22 protein-coding genes are annotated in these 23,760 nt (G+C 67.9%); 17 read left to right on the top strand and 5 right to left on the bottom strand.

Annotated elements, in window-relative coordinates; all coding sequences use genetic code 11:
• Window positions 1-6: 6 nt before the first annotated feature.
• From HHL15_RS08730 to HHL15_RS08720, 3 genes are all read right to left on the bottom strand, one after another.
• A complete protein-coding gene (locus HHL15_RS08730) occupies window positions 7-1,023 on the bottom strand; it encodes a chorismate transformation enzyme, FkbO/Hyg5 family (RefSeq protein ID WP_235943295.1) in 1,017 nt (338 codons plus the stop codon).
• Entirely contained in the window at window positions 1,020-2,333 is a 1,314-nt protein-coding gene (locus HHL15_RS08725) for an NAD(P)/FAD-dependent oxidoreductase (protein WP_169145370.1), read from the bottom strand. The genes HHL15_RS08730 and HHL15_RS08725 overlap by 4 nt, the downstream gene beginning before the upstream one ends.
• A 129-nt stretch (window positions 2,334-2,462) precedes the next feature.
• Window positions 2,463-3,164, bottom strand: coding sequence for a phosphatase PAP2 family protein (locus HHL15_RS08720; protein ID WP_235943294.1), 702 nt, complete (start codon window positions 3,162-3,164; stop codon window positions 2,463-2,465).
• Window positions 3,165-3,398: 234 nt separating this feature from the next.
• Between HHL15_RS08720 and HHL15_RS08715 the strand changes: the two genes are divergently transcribed.
• The 13 genes from HHL15_RS08715 (at window position 3,399) to ccmI (ending at window position 16,376) form a co-directional block, all read left to right on the top strand.
• Window positions 3,399-6,983: an indolepyruvate ferredoxin oxidoreductase family protein gene (locus HHL15_RS08715; RefSeq protein ID WP_169145369.1), complete on the top strand. Its 3,585-nt coding sequence runs from the start codon at window positions 3,399-3,401 to the stop codon at window positions 6,981-6,983.
• A 283-nt stretch (window positions 6,984-7,266) separates the two neighbouring features.
• Window positions 7,267-7,662: a GNAT family N-acetyltransferase gene (locus HHL15_RS08710; RefSeq protein ID WP_169145368.1), complete on the top strand. Its 396-nt coding sequence runs from the start codon at window positions 7,267-7,269 to the stop codon at window positions 7,660-7,662.
• 23 nt (window positions 7,663-7,685) lie between these two features.
• On the top strand, window positions 7,686-8,480 hold the full coding sequence (locus HHL15_RS08705; RefSeq protein WP_169145367.1) for a class I SAM-dependent methyltransferase: 795 nt from the start codon (window positions 7,686-7,688) through the stop codon (window positions 8,478-8,480).
• Window positions 8,481-8,563: 83 nt separating this feature from the next.
• Window positions 8,564-9,271 carry a nucleotide-binding protein gene (locus tag HHL15_RS08700; protein WP_235943293.1) on the top strand — a complete coding sequence of 236 codons (708 nt, stop codon included), beginning with the start codon at window positions 8,564-8,566 and terminating at the stop codon, window positions 9,269-9,271.
• An 82-nt stretch (window positions 9,272-9,353) separates the two neighbouring features.
• The gene (gene ccmA, locus HHL15_RS08695) at window positions 9,354-10,031 is read left to right on the top strand and encodes a cytochrome c biogenesis heme-transporting ATPase CcmA (protein WP_408065722.1); all 678 of its coding nucleotides are present in this window, start codon (window positions 9,354-9,356) and stop codon (window positions 10,029-10,031) included.
• Window positions 10,028-10,693: a heme exporter protein CcmB gene (ccmB, locus tag HHL15_RS08690; protein WP_169145365.1), complete on the top strand. Its 666-nt coding sequence runs from the start codon at window positions 10,028-10,030 to the stop codon at window positions 10,691-10,693. The genes ccmA and ccmB overlap by 4 nt, the downstream gene beginning before the upstream one ends.
• A gap of 30 nt (window positions 10,694-10,723) precedes the next feature.
• Window positions 10,724-11,473, top strand: a complete 750-nt coding sequence (gene ccmC, locus HHL15_RS08685) for a heme ABC transporter permease CcmC (RefSeq protein ID WP_169145364.1) — start codon at window positions 10,724-10,726, stop codon at window positions 11,471-11,473.
• Window positions 11,470-11,652 (top strand): heme exporter protein CcmD, encoded by a 183-nt coding sequence (gene ccmD / locus HHL15_RS08680; RefSeq protein WP_169145363.1) that lies wholly within the window; start codon window positions 11,470-11,472, stop codon window positions 11,650-11,652. Before ccmC ends, ccmD begins: the two co-directional genes overlap by 4 nt.
• A 2-nt stretch (window positions 11,653-11,654) precedes the next feature.
• On the top strand, window positions 11,655-12,095 hold the full coding sequence (gene ccmE, locus HHL15_RS08675; protein ID WP_169145362.1) for a cytochrome c maturation protein CcmE: 441 nt from the start codon (window positions 11,655-11,657) through the stop codon (window positions 12,093-12,095).
• A 16-nt stretch (window positions 12,096-12,111) separates the two neighbouring features.
• Window positions 12,112-14,067, top strand: a complete 1,956-nt coding sequence (locus HHL15_RS08670; protein ID WP_169145361.1) for a heme lyase CcmF/NrfE family subunit — start codon at window positions 12,112-12,114, stop codon at window positions 14,065-14,067.
• Complete coding sequence (locus HHL15_RS08665) at window positions 14,064-14,654, top strand: DsbE family thiol:disulfide interchange protein (protein ID WP_206198679.1); 591 nt, start codon at window positions 14,064-14,066, stop codon at window positions 14,652-14,654. Before HHL15_RS08670 ends, HHL15_RS08665 begins: the two co-directional genes overlap by 4 nt.
• A gap of 1 nt (window position 14,655) precedes the next feature.
• Entirely contained in the window at window positions 14,656-15,147 is a 492-nt protein-coding gene (locus HHL15_RS08660; RefSeq protein WP_235943292.1) for a cytochrome c-type biogenesis protein, read from the top strand.
• Complete coding sequence (gene ccmI, locus HHL15_RS26780; RefSeq protein WP_169145360.1) at window positions 15,144-16,376, top strand: c-type cytochrome biogenesis protein CcmI; 1,233 nt, start codon at window positions 15,144-15,146, stop codon at window positions 16,374-16,376. The genes HHL15_RS08660 and ccmI overlap by 4 nt, the downstream gene beginning before the upstream one ends.
• A 19-nt stretch (window positions 16,377-16,395) precedes the next feature.
• Here the strand turns inward: ccmI and HHL15_RS08650 are convergent, their stop codons facing one another.
• Window positions 16,396-18,801: a diguanylate cyclase domain-containing protein gene (locus HHL15_RS08650; protein ID WP_169145359.1), complete on the bottom strand. Its 2,406-nt coding sequence runs from the start codon at window positions 18,799-18,801 to the stop codon at window positions 16,396-16,398.
• 407 nt (window positions 18,802-19,208) lie between these two features.
• Between HHL15_RS08650 and HHL15_RS08645 the strand changes: the two genes are divergently transcribed.
• Together HHL15_RS08645 and HHL15_RS08640 are read left to right on the top strand one after the other, a co-directional pair.
• On the top strand, window positions 19,209-19,526 hold the full coding sequence (locus HHL15_RS08645) for a cupin domain-containing protein (protein ID WP_169145358.1): 318 nt from the start codon (window positions 19,209-19,211) through the stop codon (window positions 19,524-19,526).
• A 59-nt stretch (window positions 19,527-19,585) separates the two neighbouring features.
• Window positions 19,586-20,563 (top strand): MBL fold metallo-hydrolase, encoded by a 978-nt coding sequence (locus tag HHL15_RS08640; protein WP_169145357.1) that lies wholly within the window; start codon window positions 19,586-19,588, stop codon window positions 20,561-20,563.
• 68 nt (window positions 20,564-20,631) lie between these two features.
• Here HHL15_RS08640 and metK read toward each other — a convergent pair whose 3' ends face one another.
• A complete protein-coding gene (metK, locus tag HHL15_RS08635; protein WP_169145356.1) occupies window positions 20,632-21,798 on the bottom strand; it encodes a methionine adenosyltransferase in 1,167 nt (388 codons plus the stop codon).
• A gap of 222 nt (window positions 21,799-22,020) precedes the next feature.
• Here metK and HHL15_RS08630 point away from each other — a divergent pair, with 222 nt between their 5' ends.
• Window positions 22,021-22,884 carry a lysophospholipid acyltransferase family protein gene (locus tag HHL15_RS08630; RefSeq protein WP_235943291.1) on the top strand — a complete coding sequence of 288 codons (864 nt, stop codon included), beginning with the start codon at window positions 22,021-22,023 and terminating at the stop codon, window positions 22,882-22,884.
• Window positions 22,881-23,753 carry an LpxL/LpxP family acyltransferase gene (locus HHL15_RS08625; RefSeq protein ID WP_169145354.1) on the top strand — a complete coding sequence of 291 codons (873 nt, stop codon included), beginning with the start codon at window positions 22,881-22,883 and terminating at the stop codon, window positions 23,751-23,753. The genes HHL15_RS08630 and HHL15_RS08625 overlap by 4 nt, the downstream gene beginning before the upstream one ends.
• Window positions 23,754-23,760: the final 7 nt, after the last annotated feature.

The following is a 23,760-nucleotide window of genomic DNA, read 5'->3' as shown; positions in this document are numbered from 1 at the left end:
CGGAACTCAGGTCAGGAGGTGGCAGGCCTGAGCCTCCACCTCGACGAGGAGATCGGCACGGCACACATCGGCCTGCAGGTAGACCACCGGTGCCGCAGCGCCGAGGGCGCCGGCCAGTTCGGCCCGCACGGCCGGATAGTCCTCGGGGTGACGCACATAGACGCGGGCGCTCAGCTCGTCGAGGCGATAGGCCGGCCCGTCCGTCCTGCGGCTGGCCTCGGCCAGCAGCGCCTCCAGGTTGGCGACGATCTCCCGGGTCTGGGCCACCGGATCACCATGGTGGACGCTGTGGTGGCCGACGATACTGGCCGTTCCGGACACGAACAGCCATTCCTCGCCGGACAGGCGGCCGAGGGCGGCCCGCGAAAAGGTCGGGCTGCGCGGCCCGTACTCGGCGGGGTAACGATAGGCGCTCATCTGGCGGGGGTTCTCGACGGGCTGCGCAGGAACCCGGCCCGCCAGGAAGGCAATGCTGAGGGGGCCGCCGGCCACCCCCAGCGCACTGGCCGCCGGGATGCTGTCCATGTCCAGGCGACCGGCGGCCTCGAAGGCCTGATGGCGGCCGATATTGAACTGGCGATAACGCTCGAGACCCATCGTCTCGCCGTTGATGTCGCCCAGGTAGTTCCAGACCCGCCACAGGTGCGGGAAACCCTCCTCGGCCAGCACCCGGAACAGACTCCCGTAAGCCTGCTGACCGGCCTGCTGCAGGGGTGTCGCCACCGCGTCGCCGGCAAAAGCCGCCTCGGCCAGCTCAATCACGCCGAACAGGAGTTCGCCGTCGCAGCGGAAGCTCACCCCATGGGCTTTCCCGGTGCGGCAGGCGCCACGGCCGAACCAGGCCTCGACCGGCGCCCCGTCGAGCAGCGGGGCAAGGATGTGCTGGGTCGGGAGGCCGGGAACGGAATCCGCCGGCACCTGCAGCCCGACCCGGGAAGCGCCCAGCATGGCCGGGCCTTCCCCATCGCCAGCCAGCGAGGCTTCAGGCAGGAAGCGGTGCAGCCGGCCGCATTCAGGCCTCATCGGCGGCCCCCCAGCCCGGCTTCGTCCACCGGCCGGATATTGACCCTGCGGGCGCGCCAGCCGGCCAGGGACTGGCGGAAATTGCCCAGGAAGGACAGGTAGTAGATCACCTTGAAGATGCGCAGCCCGCGCCAGATCGGGGTGGAGCCGAAGATGTCGCCGGCCAGCACCGACAGCAAGGCCTCCTTGACCCGGAAGATATTCCGCGGGGCCATGAAGATGTCCCGCATGGTGGGGTTGGTGATGCGGTAGATGAACCAGGAGAAGACCTCCGGCCCGTGCCTCATGGCCCGGTCGAACGCCTGCAGCGCGGCGGCGGATTCGGCCGGGCGGGACAGGCAGGCGTCGATGGCCTTGGCGCCCTCGAAGCCACTGTTCATGGCCAGCATCACCCCGGAGGAGAACACGGGGTCGATGAAGGCATAGGCATCGCCCAGCAGCAGGTAGTTGGGGCCGTGGTTGCGTTCGGAGACATACGAGAAGTTGCCGGTGGCCTCGGCCTCGGTGACCATCGCGGCCTTGCTCAGGCGCTCCGCCAGGGGCGGGCACATCGCGATGGTGTCCATCAGGAACTGGCCCAGGCTGCGCCCGGCACGCGTCTTCATGTAGTAAGGCCACACCGTGGCGCCCACGCTGGTCGAGCCGTCGGACAGGGGGATGAACCAGAACCAGCCGTGTTCGAACCAGAAGATGGTGATGTTCCCTTCGGCCTGCCCTGCATTGCGCCGCGCCCCAGCAAAATGGGCATACATTGCCGCACTATTGTGACGCGGGTTACGGTGCTTGATCTGGAAGCGGTTGGCCAGGAAGGTATCGCGCCCGGAGGCATCGACCACGAAGCGGGCCTTCCAGCTTTCCTCGCGTCCGTCGTCATAGACGGCGCCCACCACGGCGCCCGCTCCGTCAGGCTGGAAATCGACGGCGCGCACCTTGCAGCCCTCGATCACCTCGACGCCCTCACGGGCCGCGTTGCGGATCAGGATGTGGTCGAACTCAGCCCGCTTGACCTGATAAGCATTGGGCTGGCTCTTGTTCCAGGCATCGGCAAATTGGAACTCCTGGCCATGGGCATGCCAGGGGGAGACGAATTCCGCCCCCCATTTCTCCATGCCGATGGCCCGCACCTCGTCGGCCACCCCGAGCTGCTCGAGCAGGGGCAGGTTGGCCGGCAGCAGGGACTCGCCAATGTGGAAGCGCGGATGGTGCGCCTTTTCGAGCAGCACGACCCGGTACCCCTTGCGCGCCAGCAGGGGGGCAACGGAACACCCGGCCGGCCCTCCGCCGATCACCAGAACATCGCATTCATTCATTGCACGGCAGCCTTCGCAAAGTATTCATATTGCATTGTTTGACACCTGCCGCGCCCCATTTCGAGCGGAAGCCCGCGCGGGTTATACCCCAATCCCGGGCTCCCCGCCACTCCCGCGCGCCAGCCCCGTTCATGCTGCTCCGCCAGCCCTCCGCAGGCCGGGCGAGAGGGCTGCAACGGCCAGTGCCAGCAACACGCCGGCCAGCACATCGAGACTGACGTGCTGCTTGGTGGCGAGGGTCGAGAACACGATCAACCCACACCATATCCAGTTGGCCAGGCGCAGCTGCGGCCCGCCCCCCAGGTCACGCAGTTCCCGCGCCAGCCACAGGCAGGAGTACAGGGCCGTGGCCACATGCAGGGAGGGGCAGGCATTGCCGCCCTTGTCGATGCCCTTGAGCAAGGCATAGCCCGGGTACAGCCCCCAATCGACGGCGGCCGGCGGAACAGCCGTGGGCCACAACACGAAGATCAGCAGCCCGGCCACGCACAGGCTGCCGATATGCCAGCCGTAACTGAACAGCCGTGCCCGGCTGGCAGCCAGGGCCGGTGGCAGGGACACGTAGATCCACAGGGACGCGTAGGCCACCAGCGCCCAGGGCTGGAAATCCACCTGGCGGTCCAGCCAGGTGAGCGGCATCTGTGTCACCGGGTACCAGGGCCGGTGCAGCAGCTCGAGGTAGGCCGCAAAGAAGGCCGTCATGAACAGGGTGGTCCCCCCGGCCTTGAGCCACCACAGATGGCGGAGCCTCCACCCCAGTGCGCGCAGCAGGACACGGGTCCGGGAGTCCGGAATACCCGTTTCATTCAGCGATGGCAGGCGTGTTTCCAAGGGTCAGGGTCCAGGATGCAGGGCAGGTGAATGGCCGACGGTCCCAGCGCCGGCCTGCCAGGTTGCCTATGTTAAGCCATCATCCGGCCGGAACCCGATCACGCATTAGGGTATCCAAGCATTGAACCGCCGTCCGGCACCCCCTAGGCTTTCCTTGCAGCACCTCTGCGGCCGGGCCCACAAGGCTCTCCCCGCGAGCGGATCAAAAACACAATTTTTGTGAGGAGCCCCACCATGGCCGAGCAGGACCCCGTCCGCGCACTCTCCCCGTCCGGCGCAGGCAATGCGCTGATCGACAGCAAATACACCACCTCCGGCCGCGTCTACCTGACCGGCTACCAGGCGCTCGTGCGTCTCCTGATGATCCAGCGCGACCGCGACCGGGCCGCCGGCCTGAACACCGCCGGCTTCGTCTCCGGCTACCGGGGTTCGCCCCTGGGCGGGCTGGACCAGTCCCTGTGGAAGGCCAGGGAGCACCTGGCCAGCCACGACATCGTCTTCCAGCCAGGCATCAACGAGGACATGGCCGCCACCACCGTGTGGGGCAGCCAGCAGGTCGCCCTGTCGCCCAAGGCCCGCGTGCAGGGTGTGTTTGCCATGTGGTACGGCAAGGGCCCCGGGGTGGACCGCTGCGGCGACGTGTTCCGCCACGCCAATGCGGCGGGCAGCTCGCAATACGGCGGCGTGCTGGTGATCGCCGGCGACGACCACGCGGCCAAGTCATCCACCCTGCCCCACCAGACCGACCACTTCTTCAAGTCGATGATGATGCCGGTGCTGGCGCCAGCCGGGGTGCAGGAGTATCTCGACTTCGGCGTGCATGGCTGGGCCCTGTCCCGCTATTCAGGCTGCTGGGTGGCCTTCAAGGCGCTGGCCGACACGGTGGAGACCTCGGCTTCGGTGGATGTGGATCCGCTGCGCGTCACCACCAAGACCCCCGAGGATTTCGCCCTGCCGCCAGACGGTCTCAACATCCGCTGGCCCGACCCGCCGCTGGTGCAGGAGAAGCGCCTGCTCCACGCCAAGCTGTATGCCGCCCTGGCCTACTGCCGGGCCAATGGCCTCAACCGCATCATCATCGACTCGCCGCAGCCGCGCCTGGGCATCATCACCTCCGGCAAGAGCTACCTGGATGTGCGCCAGGCCTTCGACGACCTGGGCATCGACGCACAGCTGGCCGCCGAGATCGGCATCCGCCTGTACAAGGTGGGCATGGTGTGGCCGCTCGAGGCAGAGGGCGTGCGCCACTTCGCCGAGGGCCTGGACGAGATCCTGGTGATCGAGGAAAAGCGCCAGCTGATCGAATACCAGCTCAAGGAAGAGCTCTACAACTGGCGCGAGGACGTGCGCCCGCGGGTCATCGGCAAGTTCGACGAAAAGGGCGAATGGTCGCTGCTCACCACGCTCGGCCCTGACGGCCGCGCCACCGTCGATCACGGTGAATGGCTGCTGCCGGCCGCCGGCGAACTGACCCCGGCGATGATCGCCCGGGTCATCGCCGCGCGCATCGGGCGCTTCTTCACCTCGGAGCGCATCGAGGCCCGCCTGGCCTTCCTGCAGGCCAAGGAGACAGCCCTGGGGCGGCGTGTCTTCGCCATCGACCGGGTGCCCACCTTCTGCCCCGGCTGCCCCCACAACACCTCCACCGTGGTGCCCGAGGGCAGCCGCGCCATGGCCGGCATCGGCTGCCACTACATGGCCACCTTCATGCCCGACCGCAAGACCGGCACCTTCACCCACATGGGCGGCGAAGGCGTACCCTGGGTCGGCCAGGCCCCCTTCGTCGATGAGCCGCACATCTTTGCCAACCTGGGTGACGGCACCTACTTCCACTCCGGCCTGCTGGCCATCCGCCAGGCAGTCGCCGCCTTCAACCGGCCCGGCGGCAGCGAGCCGCAGGGCAGCGGCATCACCTACAAGATCCTCTACAACGACGCCGTGGCGATGACCGGCGGCCAGCCGGTGGACGGCGACCTGAGCGTGCCCAAGCTGCTGCGCCAGTTGCAGGGCGAAGGGGTGAACACCATCGTGCTGGTCACCGACGGCACCGACCGCCCCTGGCATGTGGCCGACATCCCCCACGGCATCCCGATCCGCCACCGCGACGAACTCGAGGTGATCCAGCGCGAGCTGCGCGCCACCCCCGGCGTGTCGGCCCTGGTCTTCGACCAGACCTGCGCCGCCGAGAAGCGCCGCCGCAGGAAGCGCGGCACCTACCCCGACCCGCAGACCCGCGTCTATATCAACGAAGCGGTCTGCGAGGGCTGCGGCGATTGCGGACGGGAATCCAACTGCATGGCCATCCTGCCGGTGGAGACCGAGTTCGGCCGCAAGCGCCAGATCGACCAGTCCGCCTGCAACAAGGACTACTCCTGCATGAACGGCTTCTGCCCGAGCTTCGTCACCATCGAGGGCGGACGGGTGCGCAAGGGCCGCGCCATGCAGGCCGACGACAGCCGCTTCGGCAAGCTGCCCGCCCCCCGCCTGCCGGCCACCCGGGAGCCCTGGGGCATCCTGGTCACCGGCGTCGGCGGCACCGGGGTAGTCACCATCGGCGCCCTGATCGGCATGGCCGCCCACCTGGACGGCAAGGGTGTCACGGTGCTCGACATGACCGGCCTGGCCCAGAAGGGCGGCTCGGTGTTCAGCCACATCCGCATCGCCGACCGGCCGGAAGACCTGCACGCGGTGCGCATTGCTGCCGGCGAGGCCAATGTGGTGATCGGCGGCGACGTGGTGGTCACCGCCAGCGTCGATGCCCTGGCCAAGATGGCGGTCGGCCGCACCCGCGGCGTGGTGAACTGCGCCGAGACCCCGACCTCGGAATTCACCCGCAATCCGGACTGGCAGTTCCCCCTCGAAAAGATGCAGTCAGCCATCGCCGAGGCGGTCGGCAAGGAGGCCTGCGACTTCCTCGACGCCCAGCATCTGGCCACCCGCCTGATGGGCGACGCCATCGCCACCAACCTGTTCCTGCTCGGCTACGCCTGGCAGCGGGGCTGGGTGCCGGTCAGCGCCGACAGCCTGGACAAGGCCATCGAGCTCAACGGCGCCGCGGTGGAGATGAACCGCAAGGCCTTGCTGTGGGGCCGCCGCGCCGCCGTGGATCTGCATGCGGTGGAGCGGGAGGTCACCCCGGCGCCGGTCATCCCGATCCGCCCGGAAACCCTGGACGACCGCATTGCCCGCCGCGCCGCCCTGCTCACCGACTACCAGGACGCCGCCTACGCCCGGCGCTATACCGACCTGGTGGCGCGGGTCCGGGCCGCCGAGGCGCCCCTGAGCAGCGAGCGCCTCGGCGAAGCCGTCGCCCGCTACTTCTACAAGCTGATGGCCTACAAGGATGAGTACGAGGTGGCCCGGCTGTACAGTGACCCGGCCTTCCGGGAGGCACTGGACGCCGGCTTCGAGGGCGACTTCAAGCTCAACTTCCACCTGGCCCCCACCTTCCTGGCCCGGCCGGACCCGGATTCCGGACGTATCCGCAAGCTGGTCTTCGGGCCGTGGATGCTCACCGCCTTCAAGTGGCTGGCGCGCTTCAGGCGGCTGCGCGGCACCGCCTTCGACCCCTTCGGCTATCACCCGGAACGCAAGGCGGAAAGAGGCCTCATCGACCAGTACGAAGCCGACCTGCTGGGCGTGCTGGACGGCCTCAACGCGGAACGCCTGCCCCTGGTGGTGGAACTGGCCAGCCTGCCGGAGGATATCCGCGGCTTCGGCCACATCAAGGCGGCCGCCATGGCCCGGGTCGCGCCGCGCCGGGAGAACCTGCTGGCGCGCCTCGGCCCGGCCGGGGCAAGCGCCAGCCGCGCGGCCTGAGGAAGCCCCCACGCTCCCCGCTGGCGCGGCTCGCTGCCCCCCAGGGGGGCGCCTTTCATCTTGGGACGGCCCGGCGATGAAAGATGCCCCCACGCTCCCCGCTGGCGCGGCTCGCTGCCCCCCAGGGGGGCGCCTTTCATCTTGGGACGGCCCGGCGATGAAAGAAGGAAGACCTGAGGAAGGCCGAGGCAGGCTGAAGCAGGGCGACGCGGCGCCGGGGTGCCGCAGATGACGGGGAGTCCGGTATGCTCCCCGTCATCTGCTTTTCCTGCACTGCAACATCATGATCGTCTACCGTCGGGACGTTCCCCTGCGGACCGAGGATATCGTCCGCGTCTTCCAGGCCTCCGGGATCCGGCGGCCCATCGACGATGCGGAGCGTATCGGCCGCATGTTCGCCCAGTCGAGCCTGGTCCTCTCGGCCTGGGACGGTGAGCGCCTGGTCGGCGTGTGCCGGGCCCTCACCGACTTCAGCTATTGCTGCTACCTGTCCGATCTGGCGGTGGACCGGGCCTGTCAGCACCAGGGCATCGGCCGGGAACTGGTCGAGCGCTGCCGGGCGCTGCTGGGTGACGAGGTGTCGGTCATCCTGCTGTCGGCACCCGAAGCCATGAACTTCTACCCCCGGCTGGGTTTCGAGCCGGTGGACAACGGCTTCATCGTCCGGCGCGCCCGCTGAGGCCGATGCACGGAGGCCAACGCATGCCGGCCAGACCTTCTCTACCCCCTGCCCTCAAGGCACTCCTGGCCCAGCTCGCCGGCGCGGCCCTGGCCTTTGGCGCCGGCCGCAGCGGCCTGCTGCCGGCCGGGATCTGGCCTCTCGTCACGGTACAGGCGGCCGGCGCCACCCTCACCGCCATCCTGTTGCGCAGTGCGCCCTGGTGGCGCTGGATCCACCTGGGTTTCCTGCCCCTGGCGGTGGCCGCGCTGCAGGCCCGCGTCGCCCCCGGCTGGTACCTGGCGGCTTTTGTCGTCCTCGCGCTGGTGTTCTGGAGCAGCTTCCGCACCCAGGTCCCCCTGTTCCTGTCCAACCGGCGCACGGCCGCTGCCGTGGCCGAACTGCTGCCCCGCGGCCGGCCGGGTCACCTGCTTGATCTCGGCAGCGGCACCGGGTCCCTGCTGCGGCCGCTGGCCCGCCTGCGCCCGGAGTGCCGCCTCGAAGGCATCGAGTCGGCACCGGCCCCCTACGCCCTGTCGCTGCTGCTGAGCCGCCACCAGCCCACCATCAGCCTGGCCCGCGGCGACTTCTTCCAGATTCCCTGGAGCGACTACGATATGGTGTACGCCTTCCTCTCGCCGGTCCCCATGACCCAGGTGTGGCACAAGGCCCGCGCCGAGATGCGGCCCGGTGCCATGCTGGTGAGCAACAGCTTCCCGGTGGATGGCGTGGAGCCCGACTCGGTGGTCGAAGTGGATGACCGGCGGCGCACCCGACTCTACTGTTACTTCCCGGCCGGCCCGGCCTATCGGCAGAAATCGGGAATTGCCGGCGGATAGCCCCTCAATTCCGGGCTCTGCGCTGCCGTTAGTAGCCGAATAATGTTGTCATCGCGTCCTGCGTTCAGCACGAGGTAATCACCATGTCCCGGATCATCTGCATCATCGGCAACAAGGGCGGCACCGGCAAGACGACCCTGTCCCACATGCTCTGCCAGGGGCTCGGCCTGCTTGGCCATCGCTCCGCCTGCGTGCTGACGGATACGTCCCGGGAGCCCCTGACGCCGGATGGGCGCCGCTACGTGACCGCCGATGCACGCACGCCCGAGGCCCTGCACAAGGTGGTCAGCAAGCTGCGCACCATGCAGGGCTGGATCGGCGTGATCGACGGCGGCGGCAACCGTACCGAGGTGGACCGCACCCTCAACGGCCTGGCCGACATCGTGCTGCTGCCGTTCCGCGAATCCCACGAAGATCTCCGCACCGTGCTGCGTGACCTGCAGGATTTCAGCCACGCCTACGGCCTGCCCTCCCAGTGGCCGACCAACGCCTGGGCGCGAGATGCCGCCGACCGCAGCGTGGCCCAGATCCTGGGTGAGCAGAAGCACCGTCTGCTGCTCCCCGTCCCGAGCCTGTCGGCCTCCAAACAACTGCTGCAGAAGTCCATCCCCGAAGGTCTCCCCTCCAACCTGGGCAATGCCTGCCGGGCACTGGCCCGCCAGGTGCTGGACATCCTCGAGGTCGGTGACGCGGCCAGCACACCCGGCGCTTCCCGGGAGCGCAACGAGGCCGCTGGCTCGCCTCCCCCGACCGTACTGCCGGAAGGCTACGCCAGCACCGCCCGCCACTGACGGGGCCGTCCTGCCGGCAGGTCCCGCTTTCATCGGCTTTCATTGATTTAGGCGGTTTACCCACCGGGGTGGGTCGGGCAGAATGCGCCGTCCTCAGACTTCCCGGCTCCTTCCTTTCATGCTCCGTGCCCACGGCCTGGCCTGCGATCGCGGCGACCGCCGACTCTTCTCGGCGGTGGACCTGTCCGTCTCCCCCGGAGAGTGGCTGCAGGTGGAGGGCGCCAACGGTGCCGGCAAGACCAGCCTGCTGCGCATCCTGGCCGGCCTCGCCCCGGTGGCGGAAGGCCTGATCGAATGGGAGGGACGCCCCGTCGCCGAAGTGCGCGACGACTACCACGCCCGCCTGCTTTACCTAGGCCACGCGCCGGCCATCAAGGAAGATCTCTCCGCCCTGGAAAACCTGCATACCACCGCCGCAGTGGCCGGTCGCCCGCTCGACGAGGCCACCGCCATGGCGGCCCTGCGCCGGATCGGCCTGAAAGGCCGCGAGGACCTGCCCGCCCGGGTGCTCTCCCAGGGCCAGAAGCGCCGCGTCGCCCTGGCCCGCCTGCTGTGCAGCCAGGCCCGCCTGTGGATCCTGGACGAACCCTTCGTGGCCCTCGACGTGGCCGCCGTGGCCCAGCTCTGCAGCATCCTCGACGACCACCTGTCCCGCGGCGGCATGCTGATCTTCACCAGCCACCAGGCCGTGCAGCTGGCGGGTACGGGCGCCAGCCTGCGCCTCGGCACCCCGCCGGCACCCCGGGAGGGCGCGGCATGAACGCCTTCCTGGCCATCGTCCGGCGCGACCTGCTGCTCGCTGCCCGGCGCAAGAGCGAGGTGTTCACCGCCCTGTTCTTCTTCATGATCGTGGTCAGCCTGTTTCCCCTGGGCATCGGGCCGGAGTCCGCCACCCTGCGCCGCATCGCCCCGGGGGTACTGTGGGTTGCCGCGCTGCTGGCCGCCATGCTGTCCCTCAACCGCCTGTTCGCCGCCGATCACCAGGATGGAACCCTGGAGCAGATGAGCCTGTCTCCCACTCCATTGGCTCTGCTGGTCAGCGGCAAGGTGCTGGCCCACTGGCTCACCGCCGGGCTGCCGCTGGTGCTGCTGGCGCCGGTGCTGGGCCTGCAGTTCGACCTGTCGGCGCGCTCCCTCGGCATCCTGATGATCAGCTTGCTGCTGGGCACCCCGGTGCTATCGCTGATTGGCGCCATCGGTGCGGCCCTGACCCTGGGCGTGCGCGGTGGTGGTGTGCTGCTGTCCCTGCTGGTGCTGCCCCTGTATATTCCGGCCCTGATTTTCGGCGCCGGCGCCGTGGAGGCCGACCTGGCCGGGCTCGGCGCAGGCGGACACCTGTCCCTGCTCGGGGCCCTGCTCGCCCTGGGCATGTTTTTCGCCCCCTGGGCAGCCACCGCAGCCCTGCGCATTGCGCTCGAGTAGGCGCCCGCCCCAACCCAACCGGATCACCCCATGAGTCAGCGTCTGATCAACTGGTTCAAGTTCGCCTCGCCAGCCAGCTTCTACCCCCTGGCGGGCACTTTATGGCCTTGGTTTGCCGGCCTGGCCAGCGTGCTCTGCGCGGTCGGCCTGTGGATCAGCTTCTTCGTCGCTCCCACTGACTTCCAGCAGGGGGAGGGCTACCGGATCATCTTCATCCACGTGCCGGCGTCGTGGATGTCCATGTTCATCTACTGCGTGATGGCCTTCTGGGCGGCCATCGGGATCACCTTCAACACCCGCCTGTCGGGCATGATGAGCTCCGCCCTGGCACCCACCGGCGCGCTGTTCGCGTTCCTGTCCCTATGGACCGGTGCCCTGTGGGGCAAGCCCATGTGGGGTGCCTGGTGGGTGTGGGATGCGCGGCTCACCTCCGAACTGATCCTGTTCTTCCTCTACATCGGCTACATCGCCCTCACCTCGGCCATCGACGACCCGCGACGGGCCGACAAGGCGGGCGCCATCGTGGCGCTGGTGGGCGTGATCAACGTGCCGATCATCTATTTCTCGGTGAAGTGGTGGAACACCTTGCACCAGGGCGCCTCCGTCTCGATGACCAAGGCCCCGACCATGGCCACCACCATGCTGTGGGGCATGCTGATCATGGCCCTGGCCTTCTGGATGTACAGCATCGCCATCGCCCTCTACCGGGTGCGGGCGATCATCCTCGAACGGGAACGACACGCCACCTGGGTGGCCGAACTGCCGGAGATGCAACGATGAACTGGGGCAGCGCCAGCGAATTCTTCGCCATGGGAGGCTATGGTTTCTATGTGTGGGGCAGTTTCGGGGTTACTGCGGCGGCCCTGTTGATCGAAGCCCTGCTGGCCCGCAAACGCCTTTCCGATACCCGTCGCCTGCTGCGCCGGGAACTTGCCGCCGACCGCGACAACCAAGACTGATCATGAAACCACGCCAGAAACGCCTCGCCATCGTGCTCGGCGGCCTCGCCGCCGTCGGCATCGCCGCCACGCTGATCCTCAACGCCTTCCAGAGCAATCTGGTGTTCTTCTTCACCCCCACCCAGGTGGCCGGCGGCGAAGCCCCCAAAGACCGCCCCTTCCGCATCGGCGGGCTGGTCAAGGAAGGCAGCCTGCAGCGCAACGACATCACCGCCCGCTTCATCGTGACCGACACCGCCAGGGAGATTCCGGTGGCCTACAAGGGCATCCTTCCGGACCTGTTCAGCGAAGGCAAGGGCGTGGTGGCCCAGGGCACGCTCGGCGCCGACGGCAATTTCACGGCCAGCGAAGTGCTGGCCAAGCACGACGAGAACTACATGCCGCCGGAAGCCCAGGCCGCCGTGGACAAGGCCCACGAGGCCAGCCGCACCCTCAAGCAGTAAGGCCAGGAGGCCACCCATGATTCCGGAACTCGGTACCTTCGCCCTCGTCCTGGCCCTGCTCGTCTCGCTGGTCCAGGGCACCCTGCCCCTCATCGGCGCCCAGCGCGGCATCCCTGCCTGGATCGGGCTGGCGCGCCCGGCCTCGGGCACGCTGTTCCTGCTCATCGCCATCGCCTTTGGCTGCCTCACGGCGAGCTTCATCAACAACGACTTCTCGGTGGTCTACGTCGCGCAGCACTCCAATTCGCGGCTGCCCCTCGAATACCGCATCTCCGGCGTGTGGGGCGGCCACGAGGGCTCCCTGCTGCTGTGGGTGCTGATGCTGTCCCTGTGGTCACTGGCCGTGGCGGCCTTCTCGCGCAGCCTGCCGGACGACATGGTGGCGCGGGTGCAGGGCGTGCTGGGCTTGGTGGCCTTCGGCTTCATCCTGTTCATCCTGGCCACCTCCAGCCCCTTCGAACGCCTGCTGCCCGGCGCCGAAGAGGGCCGCGACCTCAACCCGCTGCTGCAGGACCCGGGCCTGATCTTCCATCCGCCCATGCTCTACATGGGCTACGTGGGCTTCTCGGTGGCCTTTGCCTTCGCCATCGCGGCCCTGCTGTCGGGACGCCTCGATGCGGCCTGGGCGCGCTGGTCGCGCCCCTGGACCACCGCCGCCTGGATCTTCCTGACCCTCGGCATCGGCCTGGGTTCGATCTGGGCCTACTATGAGCTGGGCTGGGGTGGCTGGTGGTTCTGGGATCCGGTGGAGAACGCCTCCTTCATGCCCTGGCTGGTGGGCACCGCGCTGATCCACTCCCTGGCCGTCACCGAGAAGCGCGGCAGCTTCAAGAACTGGACCGTGCTGCTGGCCATCGGCGCCTTCTCGCTGTCGCTGCTGGGCACCTTCCTGGTCCGCTCCGGGGTGCTGAGCTCGGTGCATGCCTTTGCCTCCGATCCGAAACGTGGCGTCTTCATCCTGCTCTTCCTGGTGGTGGTGGTGGGTGCCTCCCTGACCCTCTTCGCCTGGCGCGCGCCCAAGGTCAGCCTGGGCGGGGCCTTTGCCCTGGTGTCCCGGGAAACCCTGCTGCTGATCAACAACGTGCTGCTGCTGTCGGCCGCCGGCGCCGTGCTGCTCGGCACCCTCTACCCGCTGGTGATCGACGCCCTCAACCTGGGCAAGCTGTCGGTCGGCCCCCCGTACTTCAACGCAGTCTTCGCGCCGTTGATGGTGCCGGTGCTGTTCCTCATGGCGGTGGGCCCGGTGGCACGCTGGAAGGAAGCCCGGCTGGCCGACATCGTGCGCCCGGTGCGCCTGGCCTTCGCCATTGCGGTGACGGGCGGCGTGAGTGTGCCCTTCCTGTTCGGCGGCTGGTCGGCCGGGGTGGCGCTGGGCATCGGTCTGGCCATCTGGATCACCGGCTCGTCGGTGCTGCAGATCCTGGCCCGCAGCAAGTCCAGCCTGCCGCCGCGGGCCTTCTGGGGCATGCACTTCGCCCACGTTGGCATCGCCGTCACCCTGGTCGGCATTGTCATGGTCAAGCACTACGAAACCGAGAAGGATGTGCGCATGGCCCCCGGCGACACCGTCCAGACCGGCGACTATCAGATCCGCTTCCTGGGCGTGGAGAGCGTGCCCGGCCCCAACTACAACGCTGCCCGCGGCAATCTTGAGCTGATCCGCGACGGCAAGGTGCTGATGCCCCTGCATCCGGAGAAGCGCAAGTACCTGTCCTCAGCCATGCCGATGACCGAGGCCTTCATCGACCCGGGCCTGACCCGCGACATCTACGTATCCCTCGGTGACCCGCTGGAAGGCGGCGACGGCGCCTGGAGCGTGCGCGTGTATTACAAGCCTTTCGTCAGCTGGATCTGGGCCGGCGCCGTCTTCATGGCCCTCGGTGGCCTGCTCGCCGCGTCCGATCGCCGCTACCGCATCAAATCAACCGCTGCGCAGGCCGGCAAGCTGGCCGGCCAGGGAGCCGCATCTTGAAACGTTTCCTGATCCCCCTCGGGCTGTTCCTGGTCCTGGTCGTCTTCCTGGCCATCGGCCTCAACCGCGATCCGCATGAGGTTCCCTCGCCCCTGGTGGGCAAGCCGGCACCCGACTTCAAACTCGGCGTCCTCGCAACGCCCGACAAGAGCTTCACCCCCGCCGACATGCGCGGCCAGGTGTGGCTGCTCAATGTGTGGGCCTCGTGGTGCGTTTCGTGCCGGGCCGAACACCCGCTGCTGGTGGCCTTCGCCAAACAGGGCGGGCTGCCCATCGTCGGCCTGAACTACAAGGAAGTGCGGGGCGACGGCGGCATCGACGCCAAGAAGCTGTCCGCCGATGACGAGCTCGCCCTGACCCGTCAGCGCGCCGGCGCCTGGCTCAGCCAGCATGGCAACCCCTACACCCTGTCGGTCCTTGACATGGACGGTCGGGTGGGGATCGACTACGGCGTGTATGGCGTGCCCGAGACCTATCTGATCGACAAGAAGGGAGTGATCCGCTTCAAGCAGATCGGCCCGATCACGCCCGAGGCCCTCGAGAAGAAGATCCTGCCCCTGGCGCGCCAGCTGGCGACGGAGTCCTGAGATGATCCGCGCCTCCCTGATGGCCATCGCAACCACCCTGACGCTGGGCGCCAGCGCTCCCCTCCTCGCCGCCGAAGCCACCCCGATGGCCGACAATCCGGTGGTGGAAGCCCGCCTGCTCACCATTTCCGAAGAACTGCGCTGCCTGGTCTGCCAGAACGAGAGCCTGGCCGCGTCCCGCGCCGAGCTGGCCGACGATCTGCGCCGGGAAGTCCGCAAGCTGATCAACGACGGCAAGAGCGACGCGGAGATCCGCGACTACCTGGTGGCCCGCTACGGTGACTTCGTGCTCTACCGCCCGCCGGTCAAGCCCACCACCTGGCTGCTCTGGTTCGGCCCCTTCGTGATCCTCGCCGGCGCTGTTTTCGGGCTGATCGCCTACCTGCGCCGCCGGGCCACCCGCCTGACCCCCACCACCTTGTCCGACGAGCAGAAGGCCGCCGCCCAAGCCCTGCTCGGCACGCCCCCCGCCCCCCCGAAAGACAACGCATGACCGCCTTCTGGATTGCCGCCGGGGCCCTTGTGGCCCTGGTCCTCGCCCTGTTGTGCCTGCCCCTGCTGCGCCGCAAGTCATCCTCGGGAAACAGCCGCCAATCCATCAACACCGCCATCTTCCGCGACCAGCTCGCCGAGCTGGACCGCGACCTGGCGAGCGGTGCGGTGTCAGCCGGCGACCACGCCACCGCCCGTGAGGAGCTCGAACGCCGCGTGCTCGAGGATGTGGCCGCCGACACCCAGGCGGAGCCTGATGCCCAGCGCCGCCTGCCGCGTACAGCCATCGGCCTGACCGTAGCCCTGCCCGCCGCCGCCATCGCCCTCTACCTGCTGATCGGCACCCCGGCCGCCCTCGACCCGGCAGCCCAGCAGGCCGCCGCCAGCCCCTCCGCCGCGGAAGTGGAGGAGATGGTCGCCAAGCTGGCCTCACGCCTCGAGCAGAACCCCGACAACCCCCAGGGCTGGGTCATGCTCGGCCGCAGCTACAAGGTGATGGGTCGCTTCGATGACGCCGCCAAGGCCTTCGACAAGGCTGGCGCCGCGATGGAGTCGGATCCGGAGCTGATGCTCGAAGTGTCCGAATTGTCCGCCGAGATGAACCAGGGCAAGGTCGAAGGCCGCGGTGCGGCGCTGCTCAAGCGCGTGCTCAAGGATCAGCCGGACAACCCCAGGGCCCTCGTCCTGGCCGGCACCGATGCCTACTTCCGGCAGGACTACCCCGCCACCCTGCGCCACTGGGAACGCGTCCTGGCCCAGGTGCCACCCGACTCCGAAGATGCCCGCAACCTGTCCGCCGGCATCGAGAAGGTACGCAGCCAGATGGGTCAGGCTGCGCCTGCCGCACAGCCCGCCGCCCCGGCCAAGGCTGCCGCAAGCACCACGGCAACGGCGGTGAGCGGCCGCGTGAGCCTGGCCCCGGCCCTGGCCGGCAAGGCCGCAGCAGACGACGTGGTCTTCATCTTCGCCCGCGCCGCCCAGGGGCCGCGCATGCCGCTGGCCGTCCTGCGCATCCGCGCCGCCGACCTGCCCCGCGACTTCACCCTGGACGACAGTATGGCCATGAGCCCGGACATGAAGCTCTCGTCGGCGGGCGAACTGCGCATCGAGGCCCGCATCTCCAAGTCCGGCGATGCCATTCCCAAGTCCGGCGACCTGAGCGGCGAGCTGGTGCCGGTGAAGCCCGGAGCCAAGAACCTTCAGCTGAGCATCGACAAGGTCCTGCCCTGAGGCAGGCGCCGCGGAGCGGTCAGGCCGGATCGTCGGCCTGCTGCTCCCCGCCCTCCGGGCGGAAGAACCGGACGGTATTCCGCCCGGCAGATTTAGCGTCGTACATGGCCACGTCAGCCCGGCGGATCAGCTCATCCCGCGACAGGCCGTGCCCCTGGAACAGGCATACCCCGATGCTGGCCGTACAGCGGTGGGTCACCGCGTCGCCCCCCTCCGACGACGCCAGCAGATAGGGCTGGCTCAGCACCTCGCGCAGCTTTTCGGCGACCCGCCCGGCATGTGCCGTGGCAGCGTGCTGGCCGTCATCCAGGTCTTCCAGGATCACCACGAACTCGTCGCCGCCCAGACGCGCCACCGTATCCGACTCGCGCACGCACAGGCTCAGGCGACGCGCCACCTCGGTCAGCAGTTGGTCCCCCACCACGTGGCCGCGGCTGTCGTTGAGCCCCTTGAAGCCATCCAGATCCAGGAAGACCAGGGCGCCCCTGCTGCCGTTGCGGGCGCTTGCCGCCAGGGCCTGCTCAAAACGATCATGGAACAGCCGGCGATTGGGCAGATGGGTCAGTGGATCATAGAAGGCCAGCCGGTGGATCTGCTCCTCCGCCTTCTTGTGCTCGGTGATGTCCGAGAAGGCCGCCACATAGTGGGTGAGGCGCCCCTGCTGATCGCGCACCGTCGAGATCGTCACCCATTCCACGAAGATCTCGCCACTCTTGCGCCGATTCCACATCTCGCCACGCCAGAAGCCATCCCGTGCCAGCCCCTCCCGCAGACGGCGGTAGAACTCCGGCCCGTGACGACCCGAGCGGAGCATCCGGGGCGTCTGCCCGACGACCTCGCGGGCGGTGTATCCGGTCATCGCGGTGAAAGCCTGGTTGACCCGCACGATGCGCTCGTCCGCATCGGTGATGAAGATGCCCTCCTGGGTCTCGAAGGTGGCCGCCGCAATGCGCAGCTCGCTCTCGCTGGCCTTGGCATCGGTGATGTCCATGGCGAAGCCCTGCCAGGTGACGCAACCCTCGCCACCAGCCTCAGGCAGCGCATCCAGCCGCATCCAGCGCACGCCACGCAGCGGATGATCGATGCGGAACTCCAGCCGCCACGGCCCCATGGACTCCGCCGAGGCCCGCAGACTCGCCGCAAAACCATCCCGGTCATCGTGATGCACCGCCTGCCGGAGAACGCCCGCGTCCCTCGCCAGATCACCCGGCGCCAGGCCCCATGAGTCACGCACCGCATCGCTGACATAGGGCAGGGAATGGTGGCCGTCGCCACCGATCCGGTACTGGAAGACCACTCCGGGCACCTGGGCCACGATGGCCCGCAGGCGCTGGTTGAAGGTGTGCTCGGCGGCCCGCGCCTCGCCCTCCTGGATGGTTTCCAGCAAGCCGTTGAAGGCCCCCGCCAGGGCACCGATCTCGTCATCCCGGTGGATAGGCAGGGCTTGCCGCGGAATCGCACCGTCCCGCATCGCCTTGAGCATGTCCGATGCCTCGCCCAATGGCTTGAGCTCCCGCCGCAGCCACCACCACACCAGGCCCCCGGCCAGCAGGGTCAGCCCGCCCGCCACCGCGAGCAGACGCCACTCCAGGCTGTACAGCGGCGCAAAGGCCTCATCGGCCGGCAGCACGGACTGCATCAACCACCCGGTGGACCGGATCCGGCGGCTAGACGACAGCTCCACCACCCCGCGCGAACTGCGCGCCACCCCGGACCCTTCATAACCATCGATGTAGCGGTCATAAACCGGATTGATGCCCGGCGGTGGCCCTGGCTGCATCACGCGGCTCTTGTCCGTGCCGGCGATGAAGATGCGCCGTTTGGGCTCGGTGATCAGGTAGCCGCCCTGACGCCCGAAGCGGTTGGCGCCGATCTCATCGAGGAAATTGGGGGCCGCCAGATTGATGAAGCCGATGACGGTACCGATCACCCGCCCCCTGCCGTCCTTGATGGGTGCGATCACCGGCACCAGGGGCTGGTGCGTGGTCTTGCCGACCACTGCCGCGCCCACCCCGCTGCGGCCACTTGCCAGGGCGTGGCGCACCACCTCCTGGTCCCCGTAATTGTTCCCCTTGCGCAGCAGGGACTCGGGAAAGTCGATCAGCGCCGTACCCTTGCCGTCGGTCACCATCACTCCCCAGTTGAAGAGGGACAGCAGCACCGGCTGATGCCGCAGCAGCGCGTCGAGCCGGGCGGGATCGGCGAGCGTCGCAGCATCAATGGTCTCGGCCAGCGCTTCCAGGGCGCGCATCCGCTCGTTCACCGAGCGATCTATCTCATCCGCCAGCAGCCCCACCACCGAATACTGCTGGGCAGACAAGGTGGCCAGCATTTCCTGCCTGAGCACATAACCCAGGCTGATGGTGCTGCCCCAGACAGCCAGCATCGCACCCAACAGAAGCCCCGCGGCCATCCGTGTGCGCATGGATCCGAAAAAATGCTGCCAAACCAGTCCCATTGTCTCTCCAGGACATTTCCGGGAATGTGCCCCGTCTTCCTGCGTGTTCGAGCTTAGCCCTGCCGGGGTATGAACGGGGAAGCCCATCCACCCAATATGGGCTCAAATCTGAAAATCCGGGGCATATGATAGCCATTCACTATCCGGTCCATCACCGGATTCAATTTGTGGATGAGGGCCACACCCCGTACGATGGAAGCGTCAATATGAAGGAAGGCCCGCCGGGGCACTTACAATACCCCCACAAGACCCCACAGAGATGTCTCCCCGGCGTGGCCCTTTTTCTTTTCTGCTGCCCCCTGGCCCTTATTGTCGGCAATGACAGGCTTCTGATTTAGCCCGCTCATCCCGCCATTTCTACCGCCCCTCTCCGGATGCTCCTTCAGAACCTGCTTTCGCCCCTGCCCCCGCCGGGCGTCGAAGAGCATTTCCAGACCCTGCTGTCCCGCTCCGGCCTGCGCCTCGAGCGCATCGTGTCGCATGGTCACGCCAGCCCTGCCGGCTTCTGGTACGAGCAAAGCGAAGACGAATGGGTGCTGCTGGTCCAGGGCCATGCCGAGCTGGCCTTCGGCGATGGCGAACAGCTGGCCCTGAGCCCCGGCGACTGGCTGCTGATCCCTGCCGGACGCCGGCACCGGGTCGCCGCCACGGGGCCGGACACCGTCTGGCTGGCCCTGCATCTGGCCACCTGAGCTACGCCTGGACGGCATAATTCGCTACTCTCTTGTCCTTTACCGTCCCGGAGTCACCCATGATTCGAAGCAAGCTCAGCCGCGTCGCCCTCGCCCTGGCCCTCGGTGTCACCATCGTCCCCGCCACCCCGGCCCTGGCTGAGGCCCCCCAGGTGAAGACCCAGGTCCCCGGCTACTACCGACTGGCTGTCGGTGACGTGGAAGTCACCGCCCTCTACGACGGCTACATCGACCTCGACACCAAGGTCCTCAACAATGCCACCCCGGCCGAGATCCAACGCCTGCTGACCCGCATGTTCCTGGGTGGCCAGAAGGTGCAGACTGCGGTCAACGCCTTCCTGCTCAACACTGGCGGCAAGCTCGTGCTGGTGGATGCGGGCGCCGCCAAGGCCTTTGGACCCACCCTGGGCTACATCGGCGACAACCTCAAGGCCGCCGGCTACACACCGGAACAGGTGGACGTGGTGCTGCTCACCCACCTGCACGCAGACCACGCTGCCGGCCTGCTCACGGCCGAAGGCAAGCCCCTCTTCCCCAACGCCGAAATCCGCGTGGCCCAGGCCGACAACGACTTCTGGCTGTCCGAGGAGATCGCCGCCAAGGCGCCTGACGGCTTCAAGCCCTTCTTCAAGCTGGCCCGGGAGTCGGCCGCCCCCTACCAGGCCGCCGGCAAGTGGAAGCCTTTTGCGGGCGAGGCCGAGCTGGCCCCCGGCGTGAAGGCCGTGGAAGCCAATGGCCACACCCCCGGCCACACCGCCTACATGGTCGAATCCAGGGGGCAGCGCCTGCTCATCGTCGGTGACGCGGTGCACAGCCACGCCGTGCAGTTCGCCCGCCCCGAAGTCGCCATCGAGTTCGACAGCGACAAGAAGAAGGCCATCGCTGCGCGCAAGAAGCTCTTCGCCCTGGCCGCCCGCGAAAAGCTGGCCCTGGCCGGCATGCACCTGCCCTTCCCGGGCCTCGGCCACGTGCGCAGCGAAGGCAAGGGCTACGCCTGGGTTCCGGTGGAGTTCAGCCCGATCCGCAGCGACAGGTAAGCCGCGTCCCCAGGCAGCAAAAAGGGCGACCCGAGGGTCGCCCTTTTTGCTGCCTGCAGGGGCAGGACTTACAGCCCGGCGTCAGCGCGCAGTGCGTCGGCCTTGTCGGTGTGCTCCCAGGTGAAGTCCACCTCGTCACGGCCGAAGTGGCCGTAGGCGGCGGTGCGGGAGTAGATCGGGCGCAGCAGGTTGAGGGCGGCGATGATGCCCTTCGGACGCAGATCGAAGTGCTTCTGCACCAGCTCGACGATCTTCTCGTCGGACACCTTGCCGGTGCCGAAGGTCTCGACCATCAGGCTCACCGGCCTGGCCACGCCGATGGCGTAGGCCACCTGCACCTCGCAGCGGTCGGCCAGGCCGGCAGCCACGATGTTCTTGGCCACGTAACGGCCGGCGTAGGCGGCGGAACGGTCCACCTTGGAAGGGTCCTTGCCGGAGAATGCACCGCCACCGTGGTGGGCTGCGCCGCCGTAGGTGTCGACGATGATCTTGCGACCGGTCAGGCCGCAGTCGCCGTTCGGACCACCGATCACGAAACGCCCGGTGGGGTTGATCAGGTAACGGGTGCCGTCGGTCAGCAGCTCCTTGGGCAGCACCGGCTTGATCACCAGCTCGATGACGGCTTCGGTCAGATCGGCGTGGGACACATCCGGGTGATGCTGGGTGGACACCACCACCGTGTCGATGGCCACCGGCTTGCCGTCCACGTACTTGACGGTGAGCTGGCTCTTGGCATCCGGACGCAGCCAGGGCAGGCGGCCGTCCTTACGCACTTCCGCCTGGCGCTGCATGATGCGGTGAGCGTAGTAGATCGGGAAGGGCATCAGGCTCGGCGTTTCGTTGGTGGCGTAGCCGAACATCAGGCCCTGGTCACCGGCCCCCTGGTCGAGGTCCAGGCCCTCGCCCTCGTTCACGCCCTGGGCGATGTCGGAGGACTGGCGGTTGATGGCGGTCAGCACCGCGCAGCTCTTGTAGTCGAAACCGATCTCGGAATCGTCATAGCCGATGCGCTTGACGGTCTCCCGGGCGATATCCATGTAGTTGATGTCGGCGTTGGTGGTGATCTCGCCGGAAATCACCACCAGACCGGTGGAAACGAGGGTCTCGCAGGCCACCCGGCCGAGGGGGTCCTGGGCCAGGATGGCATCCAGCACCGAATCGGAGATCTGGTCGGCGACCTTGTCGGGATGGCCTTCGGAGACAGACTCCGAAGTAAAGAGGAATTCACGTGCCATGGAAACACTCCAAAAAACAAAAAACCCCCGGTGTGTCGGCGTTGCCGTCTCGGGGGATTTTCGGAGCGGCGACGCTTTAGCAGTATTTTTTGGACTCGCCTGCGGCCTTTGAGCCTGGCAACCCCGCCCTGCAAGTTGTCGGATTAACTCGGCGGAATCACAATTATAGCTTTACGCACCCGGCCGTCAAAGCGGCCACGACCCGGCACCGTGATGGCCTCCATGATCTTCAAGTTTCTGGCCAGTCTTCCCCTTGGATTCCTGCAGGCCTTAGGCATCTTCGCGGGATGGGCGACCTACGCCCTATCACCCACCTACCGTCGGCGCCTGCGCGCGAATCTTGAGCAGGGGCTTGGCCAGGAGGCTGCACTCCGGCTGTGGCGCAGCGCCGTCGGCGAGGTCGGCAAGCAGGCGCTCGAGCTGCCCTGGGTGCTGCTGCGCCCCCAGGACCACCTCCGCGCCAAAATGGCCCAGGTCAGCGGCTGGCAGCACGTGGAAGCGGCTGAGGCCCGTGGTGACGGCATCCTCTTCATCACGCCCCACCTGGGCTGCTTCGAGATCGCCGCCCAGTACTTCTCCCTGCACAAGCCGATCACGGTGCTCTACCGCCCCCCGAAAAAGGCCGTCCTGCAGCCACTCATCGATGCCGGCCGCAGCCGTGGCAACATGCGCCTGGCGCCCGCCGACGTGGGCGGAGTGCGCCGCCTGATCAAGGCCTTGCGGGCCGGCGAGGCGGTGGGCATGCTGCCCGACCAGGTGCCCGGTGCCGGCGAAGGCGCATGGCTGCCGTTTTTCGGACGGTCTGCGTATACCATGACGCTCGCCGCGCGCCTCTCCGAGGTGGCCGGGGTGACCACGATCTTTGCCTGGGCCGAACGCCTGCCCGGCGGACGCGGCTTCCACCTGCACCTGCGCCCCGCGCTTCACCCCCTCGAGGGCGACACCGAAACCCGCGCAGCCGCCATCAACCGTGAGTTGGAAGCCCAGATCCACGAGAACCCTGCCCAGTACCTGTGGGGCTACAACCGCTACAAACGCCCCTCCGGCGCCCCCCCCGCCCCCGCAAACCGGAACCCCCAAGCATGAGTCGTCTCCTTGTCGCCCTCCTGTGGTTGATCCACTGGCTGCCCCTGTCCGTCCAGGCCCCCATCGGCCGCGGCATCGGCCTGCTGCTGTACTGGATCATCGCGCCGCGGCGGCGGGTGGTTAACACCAACCTGCGCCTGTGCTTCCCCGAACTGTCCGACTCCGAGCGCCGCGCACTGGCAAAGGAACACTTTGCCCTGGCGGGGCGCAGCCTGATCGAACGGGGCCTGGCCTGGTTCGCCCCTGAAGAACGCATCCGCCGGCTGGTGCGCATCGAAGGCGCGGAGACCCTCGCCCGCCTGATCGAACAACGCCAGCCGATCATCATGCTGACCCCCCACTTCCTGGGCCTCGACCTGGGCGGCACGCGCATTGCCGCCGACTTCGACTGCGTGAGCATCTACGCCCGCCAGCGGGACCCGGTGATCGACCGCTGGCTGTACCACGGCCGCAGCCGCTTTGGCAGCCAGGTGCTGCTGCGGCGGGACGAGAGCGTGCGCGCGTCGATCAAGGCGATGAAGGAAATCCGGCCTTTTTACTACCTGCCGGACATGGATAACGGAATCGAGGACTCGATCTTCTCGCCCTTCTTCGGCGTGCAGGCCGCCACCCTGTCGGCCCTGCCCCGCCTCACCCGCCTGGGCGGCGCGGTGGTGATCACCTGCGTGACCCGCATGCTGCCCGGCGGCCAGGGCTACGTGGTGACGCTGGGCGAACCGTGGACGGACTTCCCCAGCGGCGATGTGGACGCCGACACCCGCCGCATGAACGCCTGCATCGAAGACCTGGTGCGCACCATGCCAGCCCAGTATTACTGGGTGCACCGCCGCTTCAAGACCCGCCCGCCCGGCGAGCCGAAGATCTACTGAGCGAAAC

The organism is Zoogloea dura, assembly GCF_012927165.1.
Taxonomy (GTDB): Bacteria; Pseudomonadota; Gammaproteobacteria; order Burkholderiales; family Rhodocyclaceae; genus Zoogloea; species Zoogloea dura.
The sequence above is the reverse complement of the archived record's forward strand: the minus strand, read 5'-3'. Positions and strand labels throughout refer to the sequence as shown.